Here is a 26,938-nt window from a genome sequence, read left to right on the forward strand (position 1 = left end):
CACCGCCGTCACCGGCTGCGTCTACGCACCTCTGTTCGATACCTCCGCCAACCCGATGGGGGACACCGATGGGTAATTCGCAACTTCCGAGCTCGCCTTCGACCGTCCCAGAGGGGGCGTTCCCCTTGTCGGCCGTGCAGCGCAGTATGTGGTTTGCGCAGCAGCTGAGTCCGGCGGTGCCCAAGTTCATAGCCCAATACGTCGAATTGCAGGGCGACGTGGACCTCGAACTGCTCAGCCGCGTCGCGGTCGAGGCGGCACACGAGTTCCAATCACCGTTTCTGCGTCTCCTGGACGTCGACGGAGAGCCGTATCAGATGGTCGACGAGACAATCGACCCATCGATCGGGTTCCGAGACTTCCGAGCCGAATCCGATCCGCAAGGGACGGCTCGGGCCTGGATGGATGACGACTGCGCACATCCGCTGCGGTTGACCCGGGATCGGCTGGTCGACATGACTGTCCTTCGGGTCGGGGACCAGATGTACTGGTGGTACACGCGCATCCATCACGTGGCACTCGACGGCTACAGCGGTGCGACCATGCTGAACAGAATCGCCGCGCTCTACACGGCCGCCGTTCGTGGTACCGAGGTCCCTCCGAACCGGGCACTCGACCTGCGCGAACTGTACGAACTGGACGAGAAGTACCGTTCGTCGCGGCGTTTCGAGTCGGATCGGGAGTACTGGGCCGAGCACATCCGGGGCATCGAGGGCGGTTCCACCCTCGCGAAGGCCGATGCCCCGGCCAGGGCCCACAGTCACCTCGAGAGTGCGCTTCTGTCGGACACTGCCATGGCAGGCGTCGATGCTGCCGGTGAACGCGTCGGCGCCACGGCGGCTGCCGTTCTGATCTCGGCTTTCGCCTGCTACCTGTCGCGCATGACCGGAAGAGAAGACGTTCTGGTCAACATCCCCGTTTCGGCTCGGACCACTGCGCCGTTGCAACGGTCCGGCGGCATGCTGGTCAACGTCGCGCCGTTGCACATCGCGGTGCTTCCGGACGATTCGGTCGGGGATCTCGTCGGCAGGGTTCAGCTCGAGTTGGTGGGTGCGTTGCGTCATCAGAGATGCAGCCTCGAGGACATTCGTCGCGACGCCGGACTCGCGGGTGCCGCAGGGGCGTTGTCCGGCCCGCTGGTCAACGTGATGCTGTTCCACCAGGAGATCACCCTCGGAAACCTGGTGGGCGAGTACGAGATCGTCACCTCCGGGCCCGTCGACGATCTGTTGGTGAACTTCTATCAGAGCGGGGGATCGGCGCGCACCTTCGTCGACTTCCGTGGCAACCCGGATCGGTACGACACCGCGGAACTGCGTTCACATCATCGCTGGTTCGTCGAACTGGTGGAAGAGTTCACCGTTGCCGAGCGTTCGGCGCAGGTCCACACTATTCACGCCGCGAGTGCTCGCGAAGGCAAGCGGATCCGGCGCACGCACGAGGTCCGTGAATTCTGGCGCCGCACCCTGGCAGGTGCACCGGAAGCCATCGCGCTGCCACTGGACCGGCCTTACTCGGGTGACCGTCAGCCGGACTACGGCACTGTCGAATTCTGCCTTCCGAAATCCAGCACGGCACGGGCCGCCACCCTCCCCACGGCCGATACCGAGGGCATGTTCGGCGTGATTCACACGGTGCTGGCCGTCCTGATGGCCAGGCTCGGTGATACAGACGACGTAGTGCTCGGCACTTACGACGAGGCGGGCTACGAAACGGCACTTCGCACGTCGGTGACCGGTGAGCGTACCTTCGCGCAGCACCTCGAATCCGTACGTGCTGCCGATGATGCCGCCTTCGCACACGCGGAGTTGCCCTACTACGAGCTCTTCGAGTGCAAGGACGGCGGCCGCGCGCGACCGCTCCGACTTCAGGTGATGTTCGAGTTGACCGGCACGCGGCCGCGCAGTTCGGGTGACCGGCCGTCCACCGCCGCCGATCTGTGGTGGTCGATGGACGAGCAGCACGAACGCGGCGGGCCGATTATTCGTGGCAGCCTCTCGTATGCAGCGGACGTGTTCGATCGATCCACTGCGGAGGGTCTTGTTGCCCGGCTGGAACGACTGTTCACCGATGCCGTGAGCCGACCGGACACGCCTGTCGGGGATCTGATGATTCTCGAAAGCGCCGAGATGGACCGACTGGCCCCAGTTCTCGGCACCGAGTCGTTGTCCCCACGCCTTCTCCCGGACCTCATGTCGCACGCAGCGACGGCGAATCCGGATGCCCCCGCGTTGATCGACGATGACCGGGTGCTGACCTACCGTGAACTCGACGAGCAGTCGAACCGCTTCGCACGGGTACTGACGGGCCGCGGTGCGGGACCGGGGTCCGTGGTGGCACTGGCAATCGCACGGTCGATCGAGTCCGTGCTTGCGACGTGGTCGGTAGCCAAGTCGGGCGCGGCGTTCGTCCCCATCGATCCGGCCTATCCGGCAGACCGAATCGAACACATGCTGTCGGATTCGCAGGCTCTGATGGGCATCACCGTCGAGCAGAGCGCGGACCGTCTACCCGACACCACACCGTGGTTGGTCCTCGGCAGTGGCGAGCTCGACACGGCTCTCGCACAGCAACCGTCCGGCGCGATCGCAGCTGGTGATCTCTCCGGCCCTCGACGGATCAGCCAGGCGGCCTATCTGATCTACACCTCGGGTTCGACGGGCACACCGAAAGGCGTGATGGTCACCCACGCGGGTCTGGCGAATTTCGCTGCCGACCAGCAGGAGCGGTACGGCGTCACCTCGCAATCGCGCACGCTGCACTTTTCGTCCCCTAGTTTCGACGCGTCGGTGCTCGAACTGTTGCTGGCGGTCGGCCCCGGCGCGACGATGGTGATCGCACCACCGACGGTGTACGGCGGTACCGAGCTCGCCGACGTCATGCACCGACACCGTGTGACGCACGCCTTCGTCACCCCCGCAGCCCTGGCGTCCGTGGACCCGACAGGCCTCGATCACGTGCGGTGCGTGATCACCGGTGGTGAAGCATGCCCACCGGCACTGGTCGAACAATGGGCGCACGGCAGGCGCATGTACAACGCCTACGGACCCACCGAGGCCACGGTGGTGGCTGCTGTCAGCGGCCCACTGGTTGCCGATGAGCCTGTCGCAATCGGCCGCCCACCCCGCGGAAGCGGATCGTTGGTGCTCGATTCACGGCTGCACCCCGTTCCTGTGGGTGTACCCGGCGAACTGTACGTGTGTGGGCCGGGCGTCGCGCGTGGGTACCACCGCCGACCGGCCACCACGGCGCAGCGTTTCTTGCCGGACCCGTACGGGCGGCCCGGAGTTCGCATGTACCGCACTGGTGACCTGGCGCGGTGGAACAGCCACGGCGAGCTCGAGTATTTGGGACGCACCGACTTCCAGATAAAGGTTCGCGGCTTCCGCATCGAGCTGGGCGAGATCGACGCAGTCGTCAGATCGCATCCTGGGGTGGGCTTCGCCGTCACCACCGGCCACGTCGCACCGTCCGGAGACACCCTGCTGGTCAGCTACGTTCTGCCCGAGGGAGATGCGCCGGTCGATACCGCCGGTCTGCTCGAGCATGCTGCGGATCGACTTCCTGCGCACATGGTCCCGGCCCGCGTGGTGGTTCTCGACGAGGTGCCGATGACCCCCGCGGGCAAACTCGACCGAAACAGGCTGCCCGAACCATCGTTCGAGGCGGTGGCCACGGTATACCGCGCGCCCGGAACACCGACCGAGAGTCGCCTGGTGGACCTGTTCGCCGAACTGTTGAAGGTGGACCGTGTCGGCGTCGACGACAGCTTCTTCGACCTGGGCGGTGATTCCCTCGTCGCCACCCGCGTCGTGTCGCGAATCAACGCCGCGTTCGCGACGGAGATCGGGGTTCTCGACCTGTTCGAAGCCCCCTCGGTGTCGCAGTTGGCGGAGCGAGTGGACGAGCAACTACAGATCACTGAGGGGCAGCCGGGACGGTCGCGACCGAGCCTGGTCGCCCATGAGCACACTGCTGCGATTCCGGTATCGGCGCCGCAGCAGCGTATGTGGTTCGTCAATCAACTCGACACATCGTCGAGCGCCTACAACATCCCGATCGCCATTCGGATGCGCGGTGAGCTCGACCGTGAGGTACTCGTCGCGGCGCTCGCCGACGTAATGGAACGACAGCAGGCCCTGCGCACCGTGTTCCCGAACACGGCGTCCGGGCCGGTCCAGGATGTCCGAACGGTCGACGAAGTCGCTCCCGACCCCGTCGAGGTCGACGTGAGTGCGGCCGATCTTCCCGACAGATTGTCGGAGAATGCCCGGGCCGGATTCGATGTCACAGTGGACATTCCGCTGCGCACCAGGTTGTTCCGAATCGCCCCCGGAGATCACACGCTTCTTCTCGTCGCACATCACATTGCCGCAGACGGGTTGTCGATGGGCCCACTGGCCCGCGACGTGATCACGGCCTACGTGGCGCGATCGGCCGGAAACGCGCCTGCCTGGGAGTCACTTGCCGTGCAGTACACCGACTTCACCGTGTGGCAACGCGACATGCTCGGAGCGGCAGACGAGCCGAGCAGCATTCTGTCTCAGCAACTGGGCCGATGGAAGGAGAGGCTGGCCGGCGTACCCGAATCATCGACGCTTCCCTTGGACCGGCCACGCCCGGCGCGTCAGTCGATGCGCGGCGGCAGTCACCGGTTCCAGCTCGAGGCAGATCTCCACCGACGACTTCGAGAGCTGGCCGCCGCACAAGACGTCACTTTGTTCATGGTCCTGCACGCTGCGTTGGCGGTCCTGATCGGCAGATCGGCGGACATTGCCGACGTCAGTATCGGTTCGCCGGTGTCCGGTCGGGGACCGCAGGAACTCGACGACCTCGTCGGAATGTTCGTGAACACGGTGGTTCTGCGAACGACCGTCGACTCGTCGCAGTCGTTCGTCGACCTCCTCGCCGACACCCGCAAGGTGGATCTCGCTGCGTTCGCAGATACGGACGTGCCGTTCGAACTCGTCGTCGACGAGGTGCAGCCGGTTCGTACCGAATCGCATTCACCTCTGTTCCAGGTCATGCTGGTGCTGCAATCGGACACCGAAACGCGAATCGAGTTGCCCGGGCTGGACCTCACGGTCGATCCAGTCGATACGGAAACAGCGAAATTCGACCTGCAGGTGATCGTCGACGAGCCCCGGCCCGATACCGAGGGTAGCGCCGGACTCGAGGTCGAATTGTCCTATGCGACCGAGTTGTTCGACCGCTCGACGATGGCTGCGGTCGGTGACCGGTTCGCCCGCTTACTCGAACAATTCGCCGATGATCCCGCGCGCACGCTCGGGGATGCTGCGTTGGCCGACGCAGCGGAGTACCACCGGGTGGTTCACGAGTGGAACGACACCGCAACGACAGTTCCCACCCGCACGCTCGTCGACCTGTTCGAGGTGCAGGTGGCACGAACCCCGGATGCCCCAGCACTTGTGTGGGAAGGCGAATCGCTGTCGTATCGCGACTTCGACGCCCGCGCCAACCGACTCGCCCGAGCACTCATCGAGCGGGGTGTGGGCGGCGATTCCAGAGTCGCCGTCGCCGTCCGCCGGTCACTCGACATGATGGTGGCGATCTATGCGATCGAAAAGGCAGGGGCGGCGTATGTTCCGCTCGATCCCGATCACCCGGCCGCGCGAAACTCCTACGTACTCGACAGTGCAGCTCCGGTATGCGTGCTCACCACCGCCGATGTTGACGCACACCTCCCCGTTCTCGATGTGCCTGTCGTCGATGTCGCTGTTGCTTCCCCGACGACCCACTCCGATGCGCCGATCACCGATGCCGACCGTGGGGGGCCGATCCGGCAGGACGGCGCCGCCTATGTCATCTACACCTCCGGGTCGACAGGGCGACCGAAAGGCGTCGAAGTCAGTCACCGTTCGATCGTCAACAGACTGCTGTGGATGCAAGACCGCTACCCACTGACTGCCGACGACGTGGTGATGCAGAAGACTCCTGTGACCTTCGACGTCTCCGTGTGGGAGTTGTTCTGGCCCATGCAGGTGGGTGCTCGGCTGGTCGTCGCCCAGCCGGACGGCCATCGTGACCCGGCTTACCTGTCGCGACTCGTCGCCGATCAGTCCGTGACGACAATGCACTTCGTGCCGTCGATGCTCGCCACCTTCGTCGCGGGCGCGGACCCGGACGAGTGCACCAGCCTGCGGCGCGTGTTCTGTAGTGGTGAGGCGCTCCCGCCGGCCACCGTGGCGGCATTCCGGCGGTTCTCGCCCTCGCAGATCCACAACCTGTACGGGCCGACCGAGGCCGCCGTGGACGTCACCTACTTCGAATGCACCGGTACCGAGAAGTGGTCGGTGCCGATCGGCGCACCCGTCTGGAACACGCAGGTATACGTTCTCGATACCAGGTTGCGACCGGTTCCCGTCGGTGTACCCGGCGAGCTCTATCTCGCAGGCGTGCAACTCGCCCGCGGTTATGTGGGCCGGAGCGAACTCACCGCCGATCGCTTCGTCGCGAATCCACTCGGCGACGACGGTACCCGCATGTACCGGACCGGCGACGTCGTGCGCTGGTCCCGTTCGGGGAATCTGGAGTACATGGGGCGCAGCGACTTCCAGGTGAAACTGCGCGGTCAGCGGATCGAACTGGGCGAAATCGAATCCGCGTTGCTCGACGATGCTGCGGTAGCGCAAGCGGTTGCAGTCGTGCACAGCCGGGAGGTGACGGGGGAGAGCTTGGTCGCGTACGTCGTTCCCACCCGCGGGCAGGTAATCGACGTCACCTCGTTGCGGGAGACCGCCGCAACGATCCTGCCCGCATACATGGTGCCGAGCCAGTTCGTGATTCTGAAGGAGCTTCCGCTCGGCGCAACCGGAAAGCTGGACAGGAAGGCACTTCCGGAGCCCGAGTTGCTCGCGCCACGCTCCGAATTCGTGGAGCCGCGCAATCCGGTGGAGGAGGTACTTGCGTCGATCTTCGCCGAGACACTCGATCTGCCCCGGATCGGGGTGCGTGACGACTTCTTCGATGTCGGTGGAAACTCGCTGGTAGCAACGCGGCTCGTTGCCAGGGCAGGCGAAGCGCTCGGTGTACAGCTCGGGGTCCGTGATCTGTTCGACGCCCCCACCGTCGAGAAACTCGCACTGCGTGCCGACGCCGTCACCGAGCAGGAGCCGGCACCGGTTCCGCTCGAACCGGTCCATCGCCCCGCACACGTGCCGGTGTCCCTGGCCCAGAAGCGGATGTGGTTTGTCAATCAGTTCGATACCTCCTCGCCGGCCTACAACGTTGCGATGGCAATTCGGTTGAGCGGACGGCTCGACACCGATGCTCTCGCCGCAGCGGTGGTAGATGTGGTCGAACGGCATGAATCGTTGCGCACCCGATTCCCGATGCATTCGGGTGTCCCGACACAAGTCGTCGTCCCGACCAGCGAAGTCGTGCCGTCCTTGCAGCCGATACCGGTTCCGGAAGGAGAGCTCGAGTATCGGTTGTCGGCGATCGCCGGGGCAGGCTTCGACGTCACGGTCGCGGCACCTGTACGAGCCGAACTGCTCCACACCCGTGACGACGATCATGTTCTATGCATCGTCGTGCACCACATCTGCGCCGACGGCTTCTCGATGGCGCCGCTCGCACGGGACGTGATGACCGCTTACACGGCGCGGACAGTCGGGACGGCGCCGGAGTGGGCACCGCTGCCGGTGCAGTACGTCGACTACACACTCTGGCAGCAACGTTCTCTGGGAGCCCCCGACGATCCCGACAGTATTCTCGCCGCGCAACTCCGGTACTGGAACCGAGTCCTCGACGGGCTGCCCGAAGTGGTGTCCCTTCCCACCGACCGACCTCGTCCCAACACGGCGTCGATGAAGGGGGCCGTCCACCACTTCCGAATAGACGAGGAGACACACCGGGCACTGACGGCGACCGCGCGCGAACACGACACCAGTCTGTTCATGGTCATCCATGCGGCGCTGGCAACATTCCTCGTCCGGCTCGGCGATTCGGCCGATGTTGCCATCGGAACACCCATCGCGGGTCGTGGCCGGACCGCGTTGGACAACGTGGTCGGAATGTTCGTCAACACCCTGGTGTTGCGTACCACCGCGGAACCGGACACCTCGTTCTCCGAATTGCTGGCCCAAGTACGTGACACCGACCTGGATGCGTTCCACCACAGCGACGTTCCGTTCGAACGAGTGGTCGACGACATCGCCCCCGAGCGTTCCACCGCGCACTCGCCGCTGTTCCAGGTGATGCTCGAGTTCCGTAACAACGAGCAACCCCACCTCGAATTGCCTGGTCTGAGTGTGTCCGGGATCGATCTCACTCCCGATATCTCGAACTTCGACTTGCAACTCACCGTGACGGAGGAGTTCGGTGCCGCCGGCGAACCCACGGGTCTGGAGGCGTCATTCACCTATGCAACGAGTCTGTTCGACCCGTCGACCGTCGAAAGGTTCTCCTCCTACCTCCAGCGGATCATGGCGGCCGCCACCGGAAACCCGGACCGGCCGATCGGCGACATCGCCGTGCTGTCCGACTCGGAATCGGCAGCATCGACCCCGGTGACGGGTGGCGTTGGCGTTGCGCCGAAGACACTCGCCGAGATCCTCGCTTCGGCGGCGGTCGATCCGGACGCGCCCGCGCTGCTCCACGACGGCCTGGAACTCTCGTACGGAGAACTGGATGCACGTTCGAACCAGCTGGCTCGGGCTTTGGTTGCGCGCGGTGTGGGACCGGAAGATGTGGTCGCGCTCGCCGTGGGGCGGTCGATCGAATCGGTGCTGTCGATCTGGGCGGTTGCGAAGGCCGGTGCGGCCTACGTGCCCGTCGACCCGGGCTACCCATCCGATCGGATCCTTCACATGCTGACCGACTCCGGGGCCGCCCTCGTGGTGACGCGAGAAGGCCACGACGCGAGTGTGCCGGATCTGTTGGCCGTGCAACGGCTCGTCCTCGATTCACCGGAGGTGCGAGGTGAACTCGATTCCTATCCGGGCGACGCCGTCGCAGAGTCCGAGCGAGTCGGCCGTCTCCACCTCGACCACCCGGCCTACGTGATCTACACCTCCGGTTCCACGGGCACTCCCAAGGGTGTCGTCGTGAGCCACCGCGGGCTGGCGAACTTCGCCGAAGATATGCGGACACGATTCGGCGTGACCCGCCGATCGCGCACCCTGCACTTCTCGTCACCGAGTTTCGACGCGTCGGTTCTCGAGTTCCTGCTCGCTTTCGGCTCCGGTGCCTGCATGGTGATCGCACCGACATCGGTCATCGGAGGCGCCGAGCTTGCCTCCGTGCTCCGGGACGGCAAGGTGACCCACGCGTTCATCACCCCGGCCGCAATGGGTTCGGTCGATCCGGAAGGCCTGGACACGGTGGTATGCGTGGCGACCGGCGGCGACGTGTGCCCTCCCGAGCTGGTACGGCAGTGGGTGACCCCTGACCGGAAGATGTTCAACGCGTACGGCCCCACCGAGGCCACCGTCGTCTCCAGCGTGACCGACTCGATGGATCCACGAGAGACGGTGACGATCGGACGTCCGCCGCTCGGGTGCGGGGAAATGGTGCTCGACTCACGTCTGCATCCCGTGCCCACCGGAGTTGCCGGCGAACTGTACGTCACCGGTGCCGGCCTCGCCCGCGGCTACCACGCACGATCCGCGACGACCTCCGATCGATTCGTGGCAAATCCGTTCGGGGAGCCCGGCGAGCGCATGTACCGAACAGGCGATCTGGCGCGGTGGAACGATTCCGGTCGACTCGAGTACCTCGGCCGCAGCGACTTCCAGGTGAAGGTGCGCGGCTTCCGCATCGAGCTCGGCGAGATCGAAGCCGTTCTCGCGGACCACCCGAGCGTCGCGCACGCAGTGGTCACGGCGCACGGTCGAGGCAACGGGCCTGTGCGACTCGTGGGATACGTGGTCCCCGCCGACGGCGCGGTCCTGGACAAGGCTGCGTTACGAGTCCACGCGGAGACCCGCTTGGCGCCGTACATGGTGCCTGCCGCGCTCATGGTGCTGGATACGTTCCCGGTCACACCGGTAGGCAAACTCGATCGAAGAGCGCTCCCCGAACCCGATTTCGGTAGCGAGGTGGCGTCCGGTCGACTTCCGGCCAACGAGCGCGAACGTGTGCTGGCCGACATTTTCGCCGAGGTCCTCGGCCTCTCGTCGGTGGGGACGGAGGATTCGTTCTTCGCTCTCGGCGGCGACAGCATCATGTCGATCCAGCTCGTGGCGCGCGCCAAGACAGTGGGACTGTCGTTGTCGCCCCGAGACGTCTTCGATCACAAGACGGTGTCCGGGCTGGCGCTCGTCGCAACCCTCACGGACGACACCGATTCGGCGACTCTGGAAGAGCTCGACGGTGGAGGCGTGGGTTTCGCTCCCGCTACGCCGATAGTCGAATGGTTGCTCGAGAGTGGTAGCGCATTCGGGCGGATGTCCCAGTCTGCTCTGCTGACCGCCCCCGCGGATCTGAACGACCTCGGCGAACTGGCCGCGACCTTCCAGATCGTGATCGACCACCACGACATGCTGAGAGCACGGTTGGTCCAGCAGGACGGAGTGAACCGGCTCGAGATCCGGCCACCCGGTTCCGTCGACGCCACCGACCTCCTGCGGCGGGCATCTACTACCGCGGAACCGGGTACCGCGGAGTTCGCCTCGGTGGTCGTCGCCGAACTCGAATCGGCACAAGACCGGCTGGACCCGTTCGATGGACCGGTCCTACAGGTCGTGTGGATCGCCGAAGGCGACAAAGGCGGCAGGCTGCTCGTCGTGGCACACCACCTGGTGATCGACGGCGTGTCATGGCGGGTGCTGGTGCCGGACCTGGCGTCGGCTTGGGGTCAGCGAGGAACTGGCCGCGAAACAGCCCTCGAACCGGTGGGAACGTCCATGCGGCGCTGGGCACACGGGCTGGTCGAGATCGCCCGGCAGCGCAGAGACGAACTCGAGTCCTGGCAACAGATCCTCGCCGGCGACGACCCACTCATCGGTGCGCGACCACTCGATTCGAGCATCGACGTGAACGCAACTCTCGGACGTGTCACGGTCGAGATTCCCCCCGATATCAGCGACGCACTCCTCACCGCCGTCCCGGACACGTTCCGCGGCAGCGTCAACGACGGCCTGCTCGCAGCATTGGCGCTGGCAGTGTCACGGTGGCGGCGCCACCGCGGAGTCGACGCCGCGACCACGCTGGTGGAACTGGAGGGGCACGGACGTGAGGAACACGTGCTTCCGGGCGCCGATCTGAGTCGGACCATCGGATGGTTCACCTCCATGTTCCCGGTTCGCCTGGACCTGACCGGTGTCGACGTCGACGATGCCTTCGACGGTGGGCATGCCGCAGCCTCGGCAATCAAAGCTGTCAAGGAACAGCTGCTCGCAATCCGGGACCACGGCATCGGATTCGGGATGCTGCGCTACCTGGACCCGGAATCGGCGAGCCACTTGCGAAACGAACGGTCGCCGCAGATCAGTTTCAACTATCTGGGCCGCTTCTCGACAGGAGTCGCCGACTCGTCGGGCAGAGTGGACTGGACGCCCACCACCGAAGTCGACCTGACACGCACCCAGGACCGCGGCGCTCCGGTCGCCGCCGCGCTCGGCATCAATGCCGTGACCACCGATGTCGGTGGCCGCCCACAACTACGAGCCACCTGGTCGTATGCCGCAGGTGTTCTCGACGCCGAAGAAGTCGGCGAGCTCGCTCAGTTGTGGGTTCGGGCACTGACGGCCATCACCGACGCGGCAAGGCAACCGGATGTGCGCGCCCTGACCCCGTCGGACCTGAGTCTTGTCGCCCTCGACCAGACGGCGATCGACCGGTTCGAAGACCGCTACCCGTCGTTGCAGGACATCTGGTCGTTGTCACCGCTGCAATCCGGCCTGTTGTTCCACGCCTTGCTGGCCGAACAGTCGATCGACTCGTACACCGTTCAGCTCACGCTCGAACTCGCCGGCGCCGACTCCGACCGGATGCACCGAGCAGGGCAAGCGTTGTTGGATCGGCACGAGAACCTGCGAACCGCATTCGTTCACGACTCCGAAGGCACTGCCGTACAGGTCGTCTGCCGGACCGTTGGATTGCCGTGGGAGGACCACGACCTCTCGAAGCTGAATCAGGAGGAACAGGAGAACGCGATAGCCGACCTCCTCGAAGCCGACCGGGCACGCGGATTCGACATGGGGACTGCGCCCCTGATGCGCTTTTTGTTCCTGCGCCTCGGCGACGACCGTCAGCAACTGATTCTGACGAACCACCACATTCTGCTGGACGGCTGGTCGATGCCGCTGGTGCTCCGTGACTTGTTGACCCTGTACGCAACCGACGGGTCAACCGATGTTCTGCAGACAGTGCATCCGTACCGGCGCTATCTCCACTGGATGGCGGATCGTAGTACCGATGATTCACTGAACGCGTGGGCAGAATCCTTGAGCGGTGTGGAAGAACCCACACTGCTGTCGCCCGGAGGGCGCTCGGTGACGCAGGACGGCACCTCCCACGAACTGTTGATCGAGGTTCCGGCAGAGAGCACCGAGGAACTTCGCAGGCACGCCCGCGATCGGGGCGTCACGATGAGCACGATGATCAGGGTGGCCTGGGCCATCGTGCTGGCCGAGCTTCTCGGTCGCGATGACGTCGTCTTCGGCGGAACGGTATCCGGCCGTCCCCCGGAAATTCCCGGTATCGAATCGATGGTCGGTCTGTTCATCAATACGTTGCCGGTGCGAATCACACTCGATCCACGGGAAACACTGTCGGAGCTGGCAAGCCGAGTGCAGAGTGAACAAGCCGACCTGCTCGATCACCACTACCTCGGCTTGACGTCGGTACAGGAACGAGTGGGCGACGCTGCAGTCTTCGACACCCTGACCGTATTCGAGTCGTACCCGGTCGATCGTGCGGGGTTGACCGAAGCAACCGATATCGCCGGAATGCATCTCGTCGATCTCCACGACAGCGCGAACGCGGCGCACTACCCGCTGGCTCTCATTGCGTCCGCACACGAGACGCTGCAACTGAAGCTGGAGTACTTCCCCGCGTTGTTCGAACGGATCTCGATGGAATGCATCGGCGACCGTATCCGGCGGGCCCTGACGACAATCGCCCACGACCCCGATCTTCCACTCGCACAGCTGCGGCTGCTGTCGGCGGACGAAGAGGCAACTCTGGTCCCGACGCGCGGACCCGAAGGACGATCGACCCGCACACTGCCTGATCTGCTCAGCGAGGGAGCACAACTCGACCCCGACAGGATCGCTCTCACCTGTGCCGGACGGGACATGTCCTACCGGGACCTCGACGAGCGCTCGAACAGGTTGGCCAGGGCACTCATCGACCGTGGTGCAGGCCCGGAGACGACGGTGGCTCTCGGCATCGCCCGGTCGATCGAGTCGGTGCTCACGATGTGGTCCATCGCCAAGACCGGCGCCGCATTCGTCCCCGTCGATCCGCGTTATCCCATCGAGCGCGTCGAGCACATGCTCACCGATTCGGGTGCCGTCCTCGGTGTCACCGTGAGCAGCGACCTCGAAACGCTTCCAGGCACTGTTCCCTGGGTCGTGCTCGACGATCCTGATGTGGAACTGGTGATGGGTGGCAGTGACGGCTCCCGGGTGACGGACGCAGACCGTATTCGGGACCTGCGATTCGACCACCCGGCCTATGTCATCTACACCTCGGGCTCGACCGGCACGCCCAAGGGGGTCGTCGTCAGTCATCGCGGCGTCGACAACTTCGCGGAAGAGCAGCGGCGGCGTTACGGCACCACCGCGCAGTCACGGACACTGCACTTCTCGTCGCCGAGTTTCGATGCCTCCGTGCTCGACTACTTGTTGCCGTTCGCCGTCGGGGCGACCATGGTGATCGTCCCCACGGACGTCTACGGCGGAACCGAACTCGCCGAACTCATCCAGCGCGAACGCGTCACCCACGGCTTCGTGACCCCTGCCGCGCTGGCCTCGGTGGAGCCCGACGGACTCGACGAATTCCAGCACGTCGTCGCCGGCGGCGAGGCCGTGCCCGCCGAACTCGTCACGCGATGGTCGCCCGGTCGCAACCTGTACAACGGATACGGACCCACCGAAGCCACCATCATGGCCAACATCAGCGACCCACTCGTCCCGGACGAGACCGTACGCATCGGGGCTCCGGTACGTGGTGTGCACGAGGTGGTACTCGACGGCCGGATGCAACCGGTATCGACCGGCGTTCCCGGGGAGCTGTACATCGCCGGTGAAGGTCTGGCGCGCGGATACCATCGTCGACCGGGCCTGACCGCCACCCGTTTCGTCGCCGACCCCTACGGCGAGCCAGGCAAACGCATGTACCGCACCGGTGATGTGGCGCGGTGGCTTCCCGACCGCACGGCCGAGTATCTCGGTCGCAGCGATTTCCAGGTGAAGGTGCGCGGCTTCCGCATCGAGCTCGGCGACATCGACGCCGCCCTGACCAGCAACCCGGCCGTGGGATTTGCCGTGACCCTGGGACGAACCGGTCCGACGGGGGAGACCGTCCTGGTGTCGTATGTGTTGCCCGACGGCCGCGCCGAACTCGATGTCGCCGAGATACGTGAATCCGTGTCACGGTCGTTGCCGGCGCACATGATCCCGGCCAGCATCATGGTGCTCGACGAGATTCCCTTGACACCCGTCGGAAAGCTGGATCGCCACGCACTGCCGGAGCCTGTGTTCCTGCCGTCGGCGGACGGCTTCAGGCCGCCGACGTCCGAGAAGGAACGAGCCGTCGCGGACATCTTCGCGTCGGTGCTGGGACTCGAACGAATCGGGGTGGACGACAACTTCTTCGACCTCGGCGGAAACTCCCTGACCGCGACACGGGTCGCCGCACGACTGAGCGCCGAACACGACACCGACATCGGCGTGCGAAGTCTCTTCGAAGCGCCGACCGTTCACCAACTCGCCCGGCTGCTCGAGACCGTTGCCACTGCGGGTACTCGCCCGCCGTTGGAGGCACACCCGCGGCCGGATCATGTACCGGTGTCGTTGGCCCAGAAGCGGATGTGGTTCCTCAACCAGTTCGACACCACATCGGCCGCCTACAACATTCCTCTCGTCGTGCGTATGGAAGGTGCATTGGACGTAGACGCACTGTGGTCCGCGATGAAAGACGTGCTGGGGCGGCACGAGGCGCTGAGAACCGTCTTCCCGTCGTACGACGGTGAACCCACACAAGTGGTGCTGTCACCGGCAGAGGCTCTACCACCACAACACGTGGTCGAGGTGACCGAATCCCAGTTACCCGTGCGGGTCGCGGAGTTGGCATCGCGGGGGTTCGACGTGACGGCCGCAGTCCCGATTCGCTCGACTCTCTTCGAAACCGGCGTCAACGATCACGTTCTGGTCATCGTGATTCATCACATCTGTGCGGACGGGTTCTCGATGGCACCGCTCGCTCGGGACGTGTTCGCCGCATACGCCGCGCGCATCACGGGCACCGCACCGCAATGGCAACCGCTTACGGTGCAGTACGCGGACTACTCGCTCTGGCAACGCGAGGTGCTCGGCTCCGAGGACGACCCGAATTCTCTGATCTCGCAACAGCTGGGGTACTGGACCGAACATCTTGCCGAGCTCCCCGAAGTGCTGGCGTTGCCCACCGATTGGCCACGCCCCAGTCAGCCGTCCTTCCGGGGAGACCTGGTGAACTTCACGGTGGAACCGGAGCTGCACAGGCGGCTGTCGGCGCTGTCCCGGCGCCACAACGCGACGATGTTCATGACGATGCACGCTGCGCTGACGGTCCTTCTCGTGAATCTGACCGGGATGAAGGACATCGCAGTCGGGACTCCCGTCGCCGGGCGTGGCGACGCTGCATTGGACGAGCTCGTCGGGGTGTTCGTGAACACCTTGGTGCTTCGTGCGAACGTCGATACAGGGGCAGGATTCGCCGAACTGCTCGACGAGATCCGCGGGATCGACCTCGAGGCCTTCGCGCATTCGGATCTTCCGTTCGAGCGGTTGGTGGATGTAATCGATCCCGAACGCGCAACCGACCATTCTCCGTTGTTCCAGGTGATGCTCGAATTCCGAAACAACGAGACACCGAGCCTCGAGTTGCCGGATCTTACGGTCAGCGGGGTGGACTTCGATCTGGATGTCGCGAAGTTCGACCTGCAATTGAGTCTCGAGGAAATCTACGACGAGTTCGGAGTGCCCGCCGGCATGCAGGCATCGTTCACCTATGCGACGGACTTGTTCGACGCCGCAACCGTCGCGACTTTCGGCGAGCGCTTCCAGCGGCTCCTGGGCGGCATCGCGGACGCCCCGCAGACACCGGTCGGCGACATCGAGTCCACCACGGTCGCCGAACGACATCTGATGCTCGACGAATGGAACGCCGCCGGCCGAACGCCCGTGGCAGCGACTCTGGCCGATCGGTTCACGACGACCGTATCGGCGCATGGCGGGGACGTGGCGGTCACCTACGAGGGAGATTCGATCACCTACCACGATCTCGACGAGCGGTCGAACCGGTTGGCGCGACTGCTCATCGACGAGGGTGTGGGCACCGAGGAACTCGTTGCGGTGGCGTTGCCGCGAACCACCGAGTTGGTAGTGACGATTCTGGCGATCATCAAATGCGGTGCCGGCTATCTACCGGTGGACGTGAACTATCCGGCTGAGAGAATCGCTTTCGTCCTCGACGATGCACGTCCTCGGTGCGTTGTCACGACCACCGATCACGAGGCCGCGCTCGCCGCTGCGCGAGGCAGCATCCTGTCCATCGATTCTGCGGCCGTGCGGACCGCGCTCACCGAGCGATCCCCCGCTCCGATCACCGACTCCGACAGGACCCGTCCACAGGATCCAGACGCCATCGCATACGTCATCTACACCTCGGGCTCGACGGGGCGTCCCAAAGGCGTTGTCGTATCGCATCGCAACGTGCTGACCCTTTTCGAGAACACCCAACCGATGTTCGAATTCGATGACACGGACGTGTGGACGATGTTCCACTCGTACGCGTTCGACTTCTCCGTCTGGGAGTTGTGGGGGCCGTTGCTGTACGGTGGTCGCCTCGTCGTCGTCGACTACTACACGGCACGCTCGCCCGAAATGTTCCACGAACTTCTTCGCAACGAGAAGGTCACGGTCCTCAATCAGACGCCCACCGCCTTCCAACAGTTGGCCGAGACGGACCGGATCGTCGCCGAGACAGGTGTCGACACCGAGCATCTTGCTCTGCGCTACATCGTGTTCGGCGGGGAAGCCCTCGACCTCGGGCAACTCTCACGGTGGTACCTGCGACACGACGACGATGCGCCGACTCTCGTGAACATGTACGGCATCACCGAAACCACGGTTCACGTCAGCCACCTCCCGCTGAGTAGACGGTTCGCAGCGCAGGCGTCCGCGAGCGTGATCGGGCGGGCCATTCCCGGTCTGCGGGTGTACGTGCTCGATGGACGGCTGCACCCCACACCTGTCGGTGTGAACGGCGAAATGTATGTCGCAGGCGAACAGGTGACACGCGGATACCTCGGAAGAGCCGCTCTGACATCCACCCGTATGGTGGCAGACCCACACGGACGCCCGGGTGCGCGCATGTATCGAACGGGTGACGTGGCGCGATGGAATCGCGAAGGGAGTCTGGAGTATCTGGGTCGCAGTGACTTCCAGGTGAAGATTCGTGGTTTCCGCATCGAACTGGGTGAGATCGAGGCCGCACTACTGCGGTTCGAGGGCATCGCCCACGCCGTGGTCACCGTGCACGAGAGTGGAGACGGCCCGAGTCGTCTCGTCGGTTACATCGTCCCGGAGGCGGAGCGCACGGTGGATCCGGTCGCCGCCCTCGAGTTCGTCGGTACGCAGGTGACCTCGTACATGGTCCCAGCCACGCTGGTGACGATGGACGCATTGCCGTTGACGTCGAACGGAAAGCTCGACCGGCGCGCCCTTCCCACACCCGACTTCGGTCTTCGCGCGATGCCGAGTCGCGGGCCGACCAGCGAGACCGAACGCGTCCTGGTCGATTTGTTCGCCGAGGTGCTCGGGCTCGAGTCGGTTGGTGTCGACGACTCGTTCTTTTCCCTCGGCGGCGACAGCATCATGTCGATCCAACTCGTCTCGCGCGCCAAAACCCACGGGGTGACGTTGACCCCACGAGCGGTCTTCGAGCACAAGACGGTTGCGGGGTTGGCGGGCGTAGCCGAAGTGTCCGACAGTTCGGAAATCGTCGTCCTCGACGAGTTCGAAGGAGGCGGTGTCGGCACGATGCCCACGACGCCGATCCTGGAATGGCTCCTCGAACGGGGCGGCGACTATCGGCGGTACACCCAAACCGCCCTGCTGACGCTACCGGTCGACGTGGATCGAGGCCGCCTCGAGCAGGTCCTGCAATCGGTCCTCGATCATCACGACATGCTGCGTAGTCGACTGGTCTCAGGGGTCACCAGTACGGGCCTGCGGGTACAGCCTCCTGGTGCCGTGCCCGTACCGTCGGTACTGAGGCAGGTGAGTGTTGCCTCGGTGTCGGGCACGGCCTTCGCAGAAACCGCGAGCGCCGAACTGGATTCGGCTGCAGCCGAGCTCGATCCGTCCGGCGGCGTCATGATTCGTTTCGTCTGGTTCGATGCGGGTCCGCTGGGCGGTCGCCTCCTGATCGTCGCCCATCACGCTGTGATCGACGGTGTGTCGTGGCGCGTTCTGGTACCCGATCTGGCGACCGCGTGGGCGCAGGTCGCCGCAGAACAACCCGTCGTCCTCCCACCCGTCGGCACCTCGATGCGGCGTTGGGCGCATGCACTCGTAGAAGTGGCAGCCGAACGTACAGACGAAATACCGGTCTGGCGCGACATCCTCGAGTCTCCGGATCCGACAATCGGGTCACGACCGCTCGATCCCACTGTGGACGTCAGTGGCACGGTCGACCAAGTGACGGTGACCGTTCCGGAAGACGTGACGAATTCGCTGCTGACCGCGCTACCTCAGGCCTTCCGTGGGGGAGTGAACGACGGATTGCTCACCGCCCTCGCCTTGGCAGTCACGCACTGGCGTGCCCGTCGCGGTGAGACCAGCGCGCAAACCCTGGTCAGTCTCGAAGGGCACGGCAGGGAAGAGCATGTGGTGCCCGGTGCTGATCTCAGCCGAACCATGGGCTGGTTCACGTCGATGTTCCCGGTCCGCCTCGATCTGGACGGGATCGACCTCGAGGACGCCCTCGACGGCGGCCACTCGGCCGGGTCGGCTGTCAAAGCGGTCAAGGAACAGCTGCTGAGTATCCCGGACCATGGGATCGGATACGGTTTGCTGCGGTATCTGACTCAGTCCGGCGCACAACTGCTCGGGGCGCTGCCGTCACCGCAGATCAGCTTCAACTACCTCGGAAAGATCGCAGGCACAGTCGGAACCCAAGGCTCCGAATACGGTTGGCTGCCTGTCACCGACGCCGAACTCGACGATGCGCCGAGTCCGGACATTCCGGTGGCCACCGTGCTCGACGTGAATGCGATGACGACATCGGTCGCCGGCACATCGCAACTGCGCGCCACATGGTCCTACCCATCGAGGATTCTCGACCGCGGCGAGGTCGAGGAGCTCGCAAGCCTGTGGGTCGACGCCCTCACCGCTTTGGCCCATCACGCGGCGCAGCCCCTGTCGGGTGGACTGACACCGTCGGATCTCGACCTGGTCAGGGTCGATCAGCAAGCGATCGACCGTCTCGAAGCCAGCTTCCCCGGCTTGTCGGACATCTGGTCCCTGTCTCCGTTGCAATCGGGCCTTCTGTTCCACGCTCAGTTCGCGGACGAGTCGGTCGATCCGTACATGGTGCAGCTGACTCTGAAACTCGGTGGCATCGTCGATTCGACTCGGCTCCGCACCGCGGGGCAGGCACTATTGGACCGGCACCCGAGCCTTCGGGCGGCCTTCGTTCACGACAGTGCGGGCGAATCCGCCCAGATCGTCCAGAATCACGTGGCCATTCCCTGGACCGAGTTCGACTTCACCGCCCTCGAATCGGACGAGCAGTTCGCGCGTCTGGACGAAGTCATCGCCACCGACCGTGCGAAGAAGTTCGACATGACTGCGGCACCGCTGCTGCGGATGACCCTCGTTCGGCTGTCGCAACACGACTGCCGCCTCATCGTGACGAACCATCACATTCTGCTCGACGGGTGGTCCACACCGCTCGTACTGCGTGATCTCCTGACGCTGTACGCCACCGATGGTGACGCAACCGTGTTGCCGCCCGTGCAGCCGTACCGCGACTATCTCGTATGGATGTCCAGGCAGAGCAGCGAGAAGTCGATCGCCGCATGGCGCAAGGCTCTCGAAGGCGTGGACGAACCGACCGTTCTGACCAGTGATGCGGACAGTATCGCGGTTGCGGAATCCGCGGAAACCTCGTACGTCGTGGGCCCGGAGGTCACCGAACGCTTGCGGGCGCTGAGCCGTGCAAGAGGACTGACGATGAACACTGTCGTCCAGTCGGCCTGGGCGATCGTTCTCGGCGAGTTGGTCGGCCGTGACGACGTTGTGTTCGGCGGCACCGTGTCCGGTCGGCCCCCGGAGATCCCCGGCATCGAATCGATGGTCGGACTGTTCATCAACACACTTCCCGTACGCGTGGCACTCGATCCCGACGAGGCCTTGGGAGAGTTGCTCGATCGTGTACAAGCCGAGGAGACCGCACTGCTCGACCATCACTACATCGGGCTCTCCGACATACAGAACGCGGCAGGTGCCGCAGCGATATTCGACACACTGACCGTCCTGGAGTCCTATCCCGTCGACCGTGCAGGCCTCACGGAGACGACCGATATCGCCGGCATGCGTGTTCTCGACGTGGACGGCCACGATTCCGCCCACTATCCGCTCGCCATCGTCACTTCAGGCGAGGAGGAACTGAACCTCAAACTGGAGTATTCGACCGCATTGTTCGACGACGAACGCATCCGGGTAGTGGGCGAGCGGATCGTCCGTGCACTCACTGCAATCGCCGACGACCCCGGCATCCCTCTGGCCCACCTGAACCTACTGTCCGATGCCGAACGCGCGTCCCTCGTCCCCGTGCACGGGCGTCCGGGGTTCTCGGTTCGAACCCTCCCGCAGATCCTCGAGGATGCTGCCGGAATGGACCCGAACCGCACCGCACTCACGTTCGGTGGACGCAACGTGTCCTACCGGGAACTAGACGAGCGGTCGAATCAACTGGCGAGGGTACTCATCGCTGAGGGAGCGGGACCGGAAACATTCGTCGCACTGGGCATTCCTCGTTCCATCGAGTCGGTCCTGGGGATGTGGGCAGTGGCCAAGACCGGCGCCGCCTTCGTTCCGGTCGACCCGAACTATCCGAGCGAACGAATCGAACACATGCTCACAGACTCGGGTGCCAGCATCGGCCTCACGATGAGTGCGCACATCGAGGCACTGCCGTCCTCGGTGCCCTGGTTCACGTGTGACAGTCGTAAGTTCGCCAAGACGTGGCAGAGTCAACCGGCCCTGCCGGTTGCAGACGCCGATCGGCGATCGCCGATAAGCCTGGACAACGCCGCCTACGTGGTCTACACGTCCGGATCCACCGGAAAGCCGAAGGGCGTCGTGGTCACTCACGAGGGACTCGACAATTTCGCCGAAGACCAACGTCTCCGATTCGGAGCGGACGCCGCGTCCCGTACCTTGCACTTCTCGACCCCGAGCTTCGACGGAGCCGTCTTCGAGTACCTGCAGGCATTCGGAGCCGGCGCCACCATGGTCATCGCACCGCCCGACGTCTACGGGGGTGCAGAACTCGCGCACCTGTTGCGAAGTGAGCGGGTGACACACGCGTTCATCACGACTGCGGCGATGTCCACCGTGGATCCGGTCGATCTCGAAGAGTTCCAGCACGTAGCCGTCGGTGGCGAAGTGTGCCCGCCCGAGCTCGTCGCCCGCTGGGCTCCGGACCGAATGCTGTCCAACGCGTACGGGCCGACCGAGACGACGATCATGGCGAACATCAGTGAGCCGATGACGGTGGGAGAGCCGATCACCATCGGCGGCCCGATCCGAGGTGTAGCCGAACTGGTACTCGACTCGCGCATGCAACCGGTGGGACTGAGTATGCCGGGGGAGCTGTACATCGCGGGAGCCGGCCTGGCGCGCGGATACCACCGCAGGCCCGACCTGACGTGCGGTCGTTTCGTGGCGAACCCGTACGGTGAGCCGGGGGAGCGGATGTACCGCACCGGTGACGTGGTCCGGTGGCGGCCCGATCACACGATCGAGTACGTCGGGCGCACCGACTTCCAGGTCAAAGTCCGTGGATTCCGCATCGAACTGGGCGAGATCGACGCCGAGCTGATGGCCCAGCCCGGAGTGTCCTTCGCTGTCACGGTCGGTGTCGAGGGCCCGGCCGGAAACACCGTCCTCGCCTCGTATGTCGTTCCAACGTTCGGCAACGACATCGATATCACCGAGATCAGTGCACGCCTGACGACGAGACTGCCGAGCCACATGATCCCGACAACCATCACCGTTCTCGACGAGATCCCACTCAACAAGGTGGGCAAGCTCGATCGCTCGGCCCTTCCGGAACCCGAGTTCCGATCGACCGGAATCGATTTCCGTGAACCGGCCACGCCGATGGAACAGACCGTCGCGGAAGTCTTTCGCGACGTACTCGGCATTGCCGCAATCGGCGTGGACGACGACTTCTTCACCCTCGGCGGCAACTCTCTGGTGGCAACTCGCGTCACCTCGCGGCTCGCCGCGGTCCTCGGCGCGGATGTCGGCGTTCGAGTTCTGTTCGAGCATCCCACGATCCGCACTCTCGCCGACAACCTCGAAAGTAGCACCGGCCAGGCACGGAAGCGTCCAGCCCTCGTCGCGGTCAGCAGACCCGACCGGATTCCGTTGTCGTTGGCGCAGAAGAGAATGTGGTTCCTCAACCAGTTCGACACCAGTTCCGCCGCCTACAACATCCCGCTCGCCGTCCGTTTGACCGGTCAACTCGACATCGCAGCACTTCGGTCGGCTCTCGGTGACACCCTGGCACGGCACGAATCTCTCCGCACGCTGTTCCCCCGGGTGGACGGAGAACCGGTACAACAGATCCTCGAACCGGGTGCAGGGTCGGGCGATATCGAACTGGTGCCGGTGGCCCGCGCGAACCTGGTCGACACTCTCACCTCGTTCGTCGCTCGTGGCTTCGACGTCACCGTCGAACTGCCGGTACGAGCCAGAATCTTCAGTACTGCGCCGGACGATCACGTACTTGCACTCGTGGTCCACCACATCGCGGCCGACGGGTATTCGCTGGCGCCGATGGCCCGAGACGTCATGACCGCGTATACCGCACGGCTGGGAGGTTCCGCGCCGGAATGGAAGCCGCTACCCGTGCAGTACGCCGACTTCACCTTGTGGCAGCACGACGTATTGGGCAGGGAAGACGACACGGAATCGGTGCTGTCCAATCAGCTGCGGTACTGGACGGATACTCTCACCGGCCTACCCGATGTGATCCAGATGCCCACCGACCATCCGAGGCCGCTCCAACAATCGTTCGCCGGAGACAGAGTCCAGTTCGAGATCGACGCGGATCTGCACGCGCAACTCACCGAACTGGCGCGCTGTGTCGGGGCCAGCATGTTCATGGTCACTCACGCTGCTCTGGCCGTGTTGTTGGCACGACTGGGCAGTACGGACGACGTCGTCATCGGAACGCCCATTGCCGGTCGCGGAGATGCAGCCCTCGACGACATGGTCGGGATGTTCGTCAATACCCTCGTCCTGCGCAACCATATCGACTCGTCGGCCACGTTCACCGAGGTACTGGAACAGATTCGGGAGACGGACCTGGCAGCGTTCGGCCACTCCGATCTTCCGTTCGAGCGGCTCGTGGAAGAACTCAACCCGACCAGGTCGACGTCCTATTCACCATTGTTCCAGGTCGCACTCGAGTTCCAGAACAACGAGAATCCGGTACTCGAGCTTCCGCAGCTGAGGATCGAGGCAATCGACCTCGACACCCATATCGCAAAGGAAGACCTCGAACTCATCCTCATCGAACAGTTCGGCGAGGACGGCACACCGGCCGGTGTGACTGCCGGATTCGACTTCGCCACTGCACTGTTCGAACGCGACACGATACGTAAACTTGCCGAACGCTTCCTGAGGATTCTGTCCGCAGCAGTCGAGCATCCCGCCGCCCCCGTCGGGGATTTCGGACTTCTCGACTCGACCGAACTGATGGATCTCGTTCCGGCACGCGGTAAGACGTCGGTGCCGTCGGAACTGTGGCCGGACCTGTTGTCGAGGGCAGCAGTCCGCAAGCCGGACGCCCTTGCCCTGGTGTACGACGATGGCGTCCACGAACCCCGCGTACTCGACTACCGCGAGTTGGACGAGTGGTCGAACAGGTTGGCGCGCGTGTTGGCAGCACAGGGCGTCGGACCGGAATCATTCGTCGCCCTTGGCATTCCACGATGCATCGAAGAGGTCGTATCCGTCTGGGCGGTGGCGAAATCCGGTGCGGCCTTCGTTCCCGTGGATCCCACGTATCCCGCGGAGCGCATCGATTACATGCTCACCGATTGTCACGCGAAGGTCGGACTGACCGTGTCGGATCGTCGTTTCCACCTACCGGACACCGTGCCGTGGATCGAGCTCGACGACCCGGAGTTCGAGGCTCGACTCGGGTCCGTGCCGGCGAACCCGATATCCGACGTCGACCGCACCAAGCGTCTGCACCTCGCTCACCCGGCTTACCTCATCTACACCTCGGGCTCCACCGGTAAACCGAAGGGTGTGATCGTCACCCACCGAGGAATGGCCAATCTGACGAAAGAAGAACACGAGCGGTTCGGCGTCACCCCGAAATCGGTGGTCTCACATCTCGCCTCACCAAGTTTCGATGCGTCGGTGTTCGAGCTGATGATGGCTTTCGGTGCCGGCGCCCGAGTCGTCATCGTGCCGCCCACCATCTACGGTGGCACCGAATTGTCCGGCCTGTTGAGCCGCAACCAGGTCACACATTCGTTCATCACACCGACAGCTTTGGCCTCCATCGACGACATCGGCCTCGAATCGCTCGAAGCGATCGTCGTTGCGGGAGAAGCGTGCCCACCGGACCTCGTCGAGATGTGGGCCCACGACCGGCGCATGTTCAACGGCTACGGGCCGACGGAGACCACCATTCAGGCCAGTGTGAGCGACCCGATGCGACCCGAGACCGGCGTCGACATCGGTCGCCCGGCTCGCGGATTCGGCGCACTGGTACTCGACACTCGATTGCAGCCCGTAGCTCACGGGGTACCGGGGGAGTTGTACATAACCGGACCCGGTCTCGCGCGTGGCTACCACAATCGTTTCGCACTCACCGCGGACAGGTTCGTGGCGAACAGATTCGGCAAACCGGGTGAACGCATGTATCGCACCGGTGATGTCGTTCGTTGGCGCGCCAACGACACGATCGAGTACATCGGACGCAGCGACTTCCAGGTCAAGGTGCGCGGGTTCCGCATCGAACTGGGTGAGATCGACGCAGTCCTGGTTCATCATCCCGCAATTGCCTTCGCTGCGACGATCGGACACGTCGGGCCCTCTGGTGACACTCTGCTCGCCGCCTATGTACGCGCGACGGACGGTCACGATGTCGACGCAGCCGAACTTCGGACGTACGCAGCCGAGCGATTGCCCGCACACATGGTGCCGGCAGCGGTAGTCGTTCTCGATCAACTCCCGATGACCCCGGTGGGCAAACTCGACCTGAAGGCGCTCCCGGCCCCCGAGTTCGGTACTCGGTCGGAAGGATTCCAGCTTCCCACCACCGAAACCGAACGCGTCCTGGTCGACACCTTCGTGGAAATCCTGGGCGTGGAACGCGTCAGTACGTCGGACAGCTTCTTCGATCTGGGTGGTAACTCGATCGTTGCCACCAGGCTTGTCACCGAGATTCAGGCAAAACTTGGGAAGACGCTCTCACTGCAGACGATGTTCTTGGAGCCGACACCGGCCGGGCTCGCATACCGCTTGGATGCAGAAGCGGAGGCCACGGATTCGATCGCGGCATCGCCCGTGGACGAGGCGCTCGGCGTCGTGATTGCGTTGCGACCGACCGGCGACAAGCCCCCGCTGTTCTGTATCCATCCGGGCATCGGCCTGGCCTGGGGGTACGCAGGAATTCTGCAATACCTGTCTCAGGATCGGCCGGCCTTCGGCCTCCAGCTTCCCACTATCAGTGGGGGACCGACCTTCGAGTCGATCGAGCAACTGGCTCACAGATATGTGGTCGAAATGCGGCGAGTGCAGCCCCGGGGCCCGTATCACTTGCTGGGATGGTCGCTCGGCGGCGTCCTCGCCCACGCTATGGCAGTCGAACTGAGGCGGGCCGGTCAACAAGTGGACACGCTGGCGGTCATGGACAGCTACATCGCCCACGACGACGATGCCGCCCCCGAGGTGCTGACGGTCAGCGAGCTACTGCACGGTCTCGGTCTCGACATCGACCCGGCCGACACCAACTCGGACGGAACGCAGACGCGTCGCAGCGACGATGCGAGGACCGAGCTGACGTACGAGCGGGCCGTGGAGCTCCTCGATGAGGCCTTCGGCCAGCAGACCGGTCTGACGGCTGCACATCTGGAACGCATCAACACCGGTTTCACGAATTCATCGCAGATCATGCACGAGTTCCGGCCCCAGGTGTTCGATGGCGAGATGCTGTTCTTCAAGGCGACCGAATCACCGGATGCTGCAGAACACGACGTCCACGAATGGGACTACGCCGTGACCGGCGGAGTGCGTGAGGTCGCGGTACCGTGCGAACACAATCAGATGATCGACCCCACCGTACTGGCAACTGTCGGACCTGCGCTCGACGACTACCTTTCCACGCGGTGAACACCGTCGGTCACTGGACAAGGTAGAGTACGCACATTCGGGGAATGTGTTGTGGGCGAGCATCCCACGTGCGTGTGCACTGCGGTACACCTTGCGTTCGTGAACGACTTCTGACC

Annotated in this window: 1 protein-coding gene; it reads left to right on the forward strand. The window is 64.3% G+C overall.

Annotation, left to right across the window (positions count from 1 at the left end; genetic code table 11):
• Window positions 1-68: 68 nt before the first annotated feature.
• The gene (locus ACZI8Q_RS00665; protein ID WP_463371568.1) at window positions 69-26,822 is read left to right on the forward strand and encodes a non-ribosomal peptide synthase/polyketide synthase; all 26,754 of its coding nucleotides are present in this window, start codon (window positions 69-71) and stop codon (window positions 26,820-26,822) included.
• The last annotated feature ends 116 nt before the right edge of the window (window positions 26,823-26,938 follow it).

Source organism: Rhodococcus quanlei, assembly GCF_055231015.1.

Coding starts and splice junctions, on each gene's coding strand:
- ACZI8Q_RS00665 (WP_463371568.1), top strand. CDS start 69: ATGGGTAATTCGCAACTTCCGAGCTCGCCTTCGACCGTCCCAGAGGGG.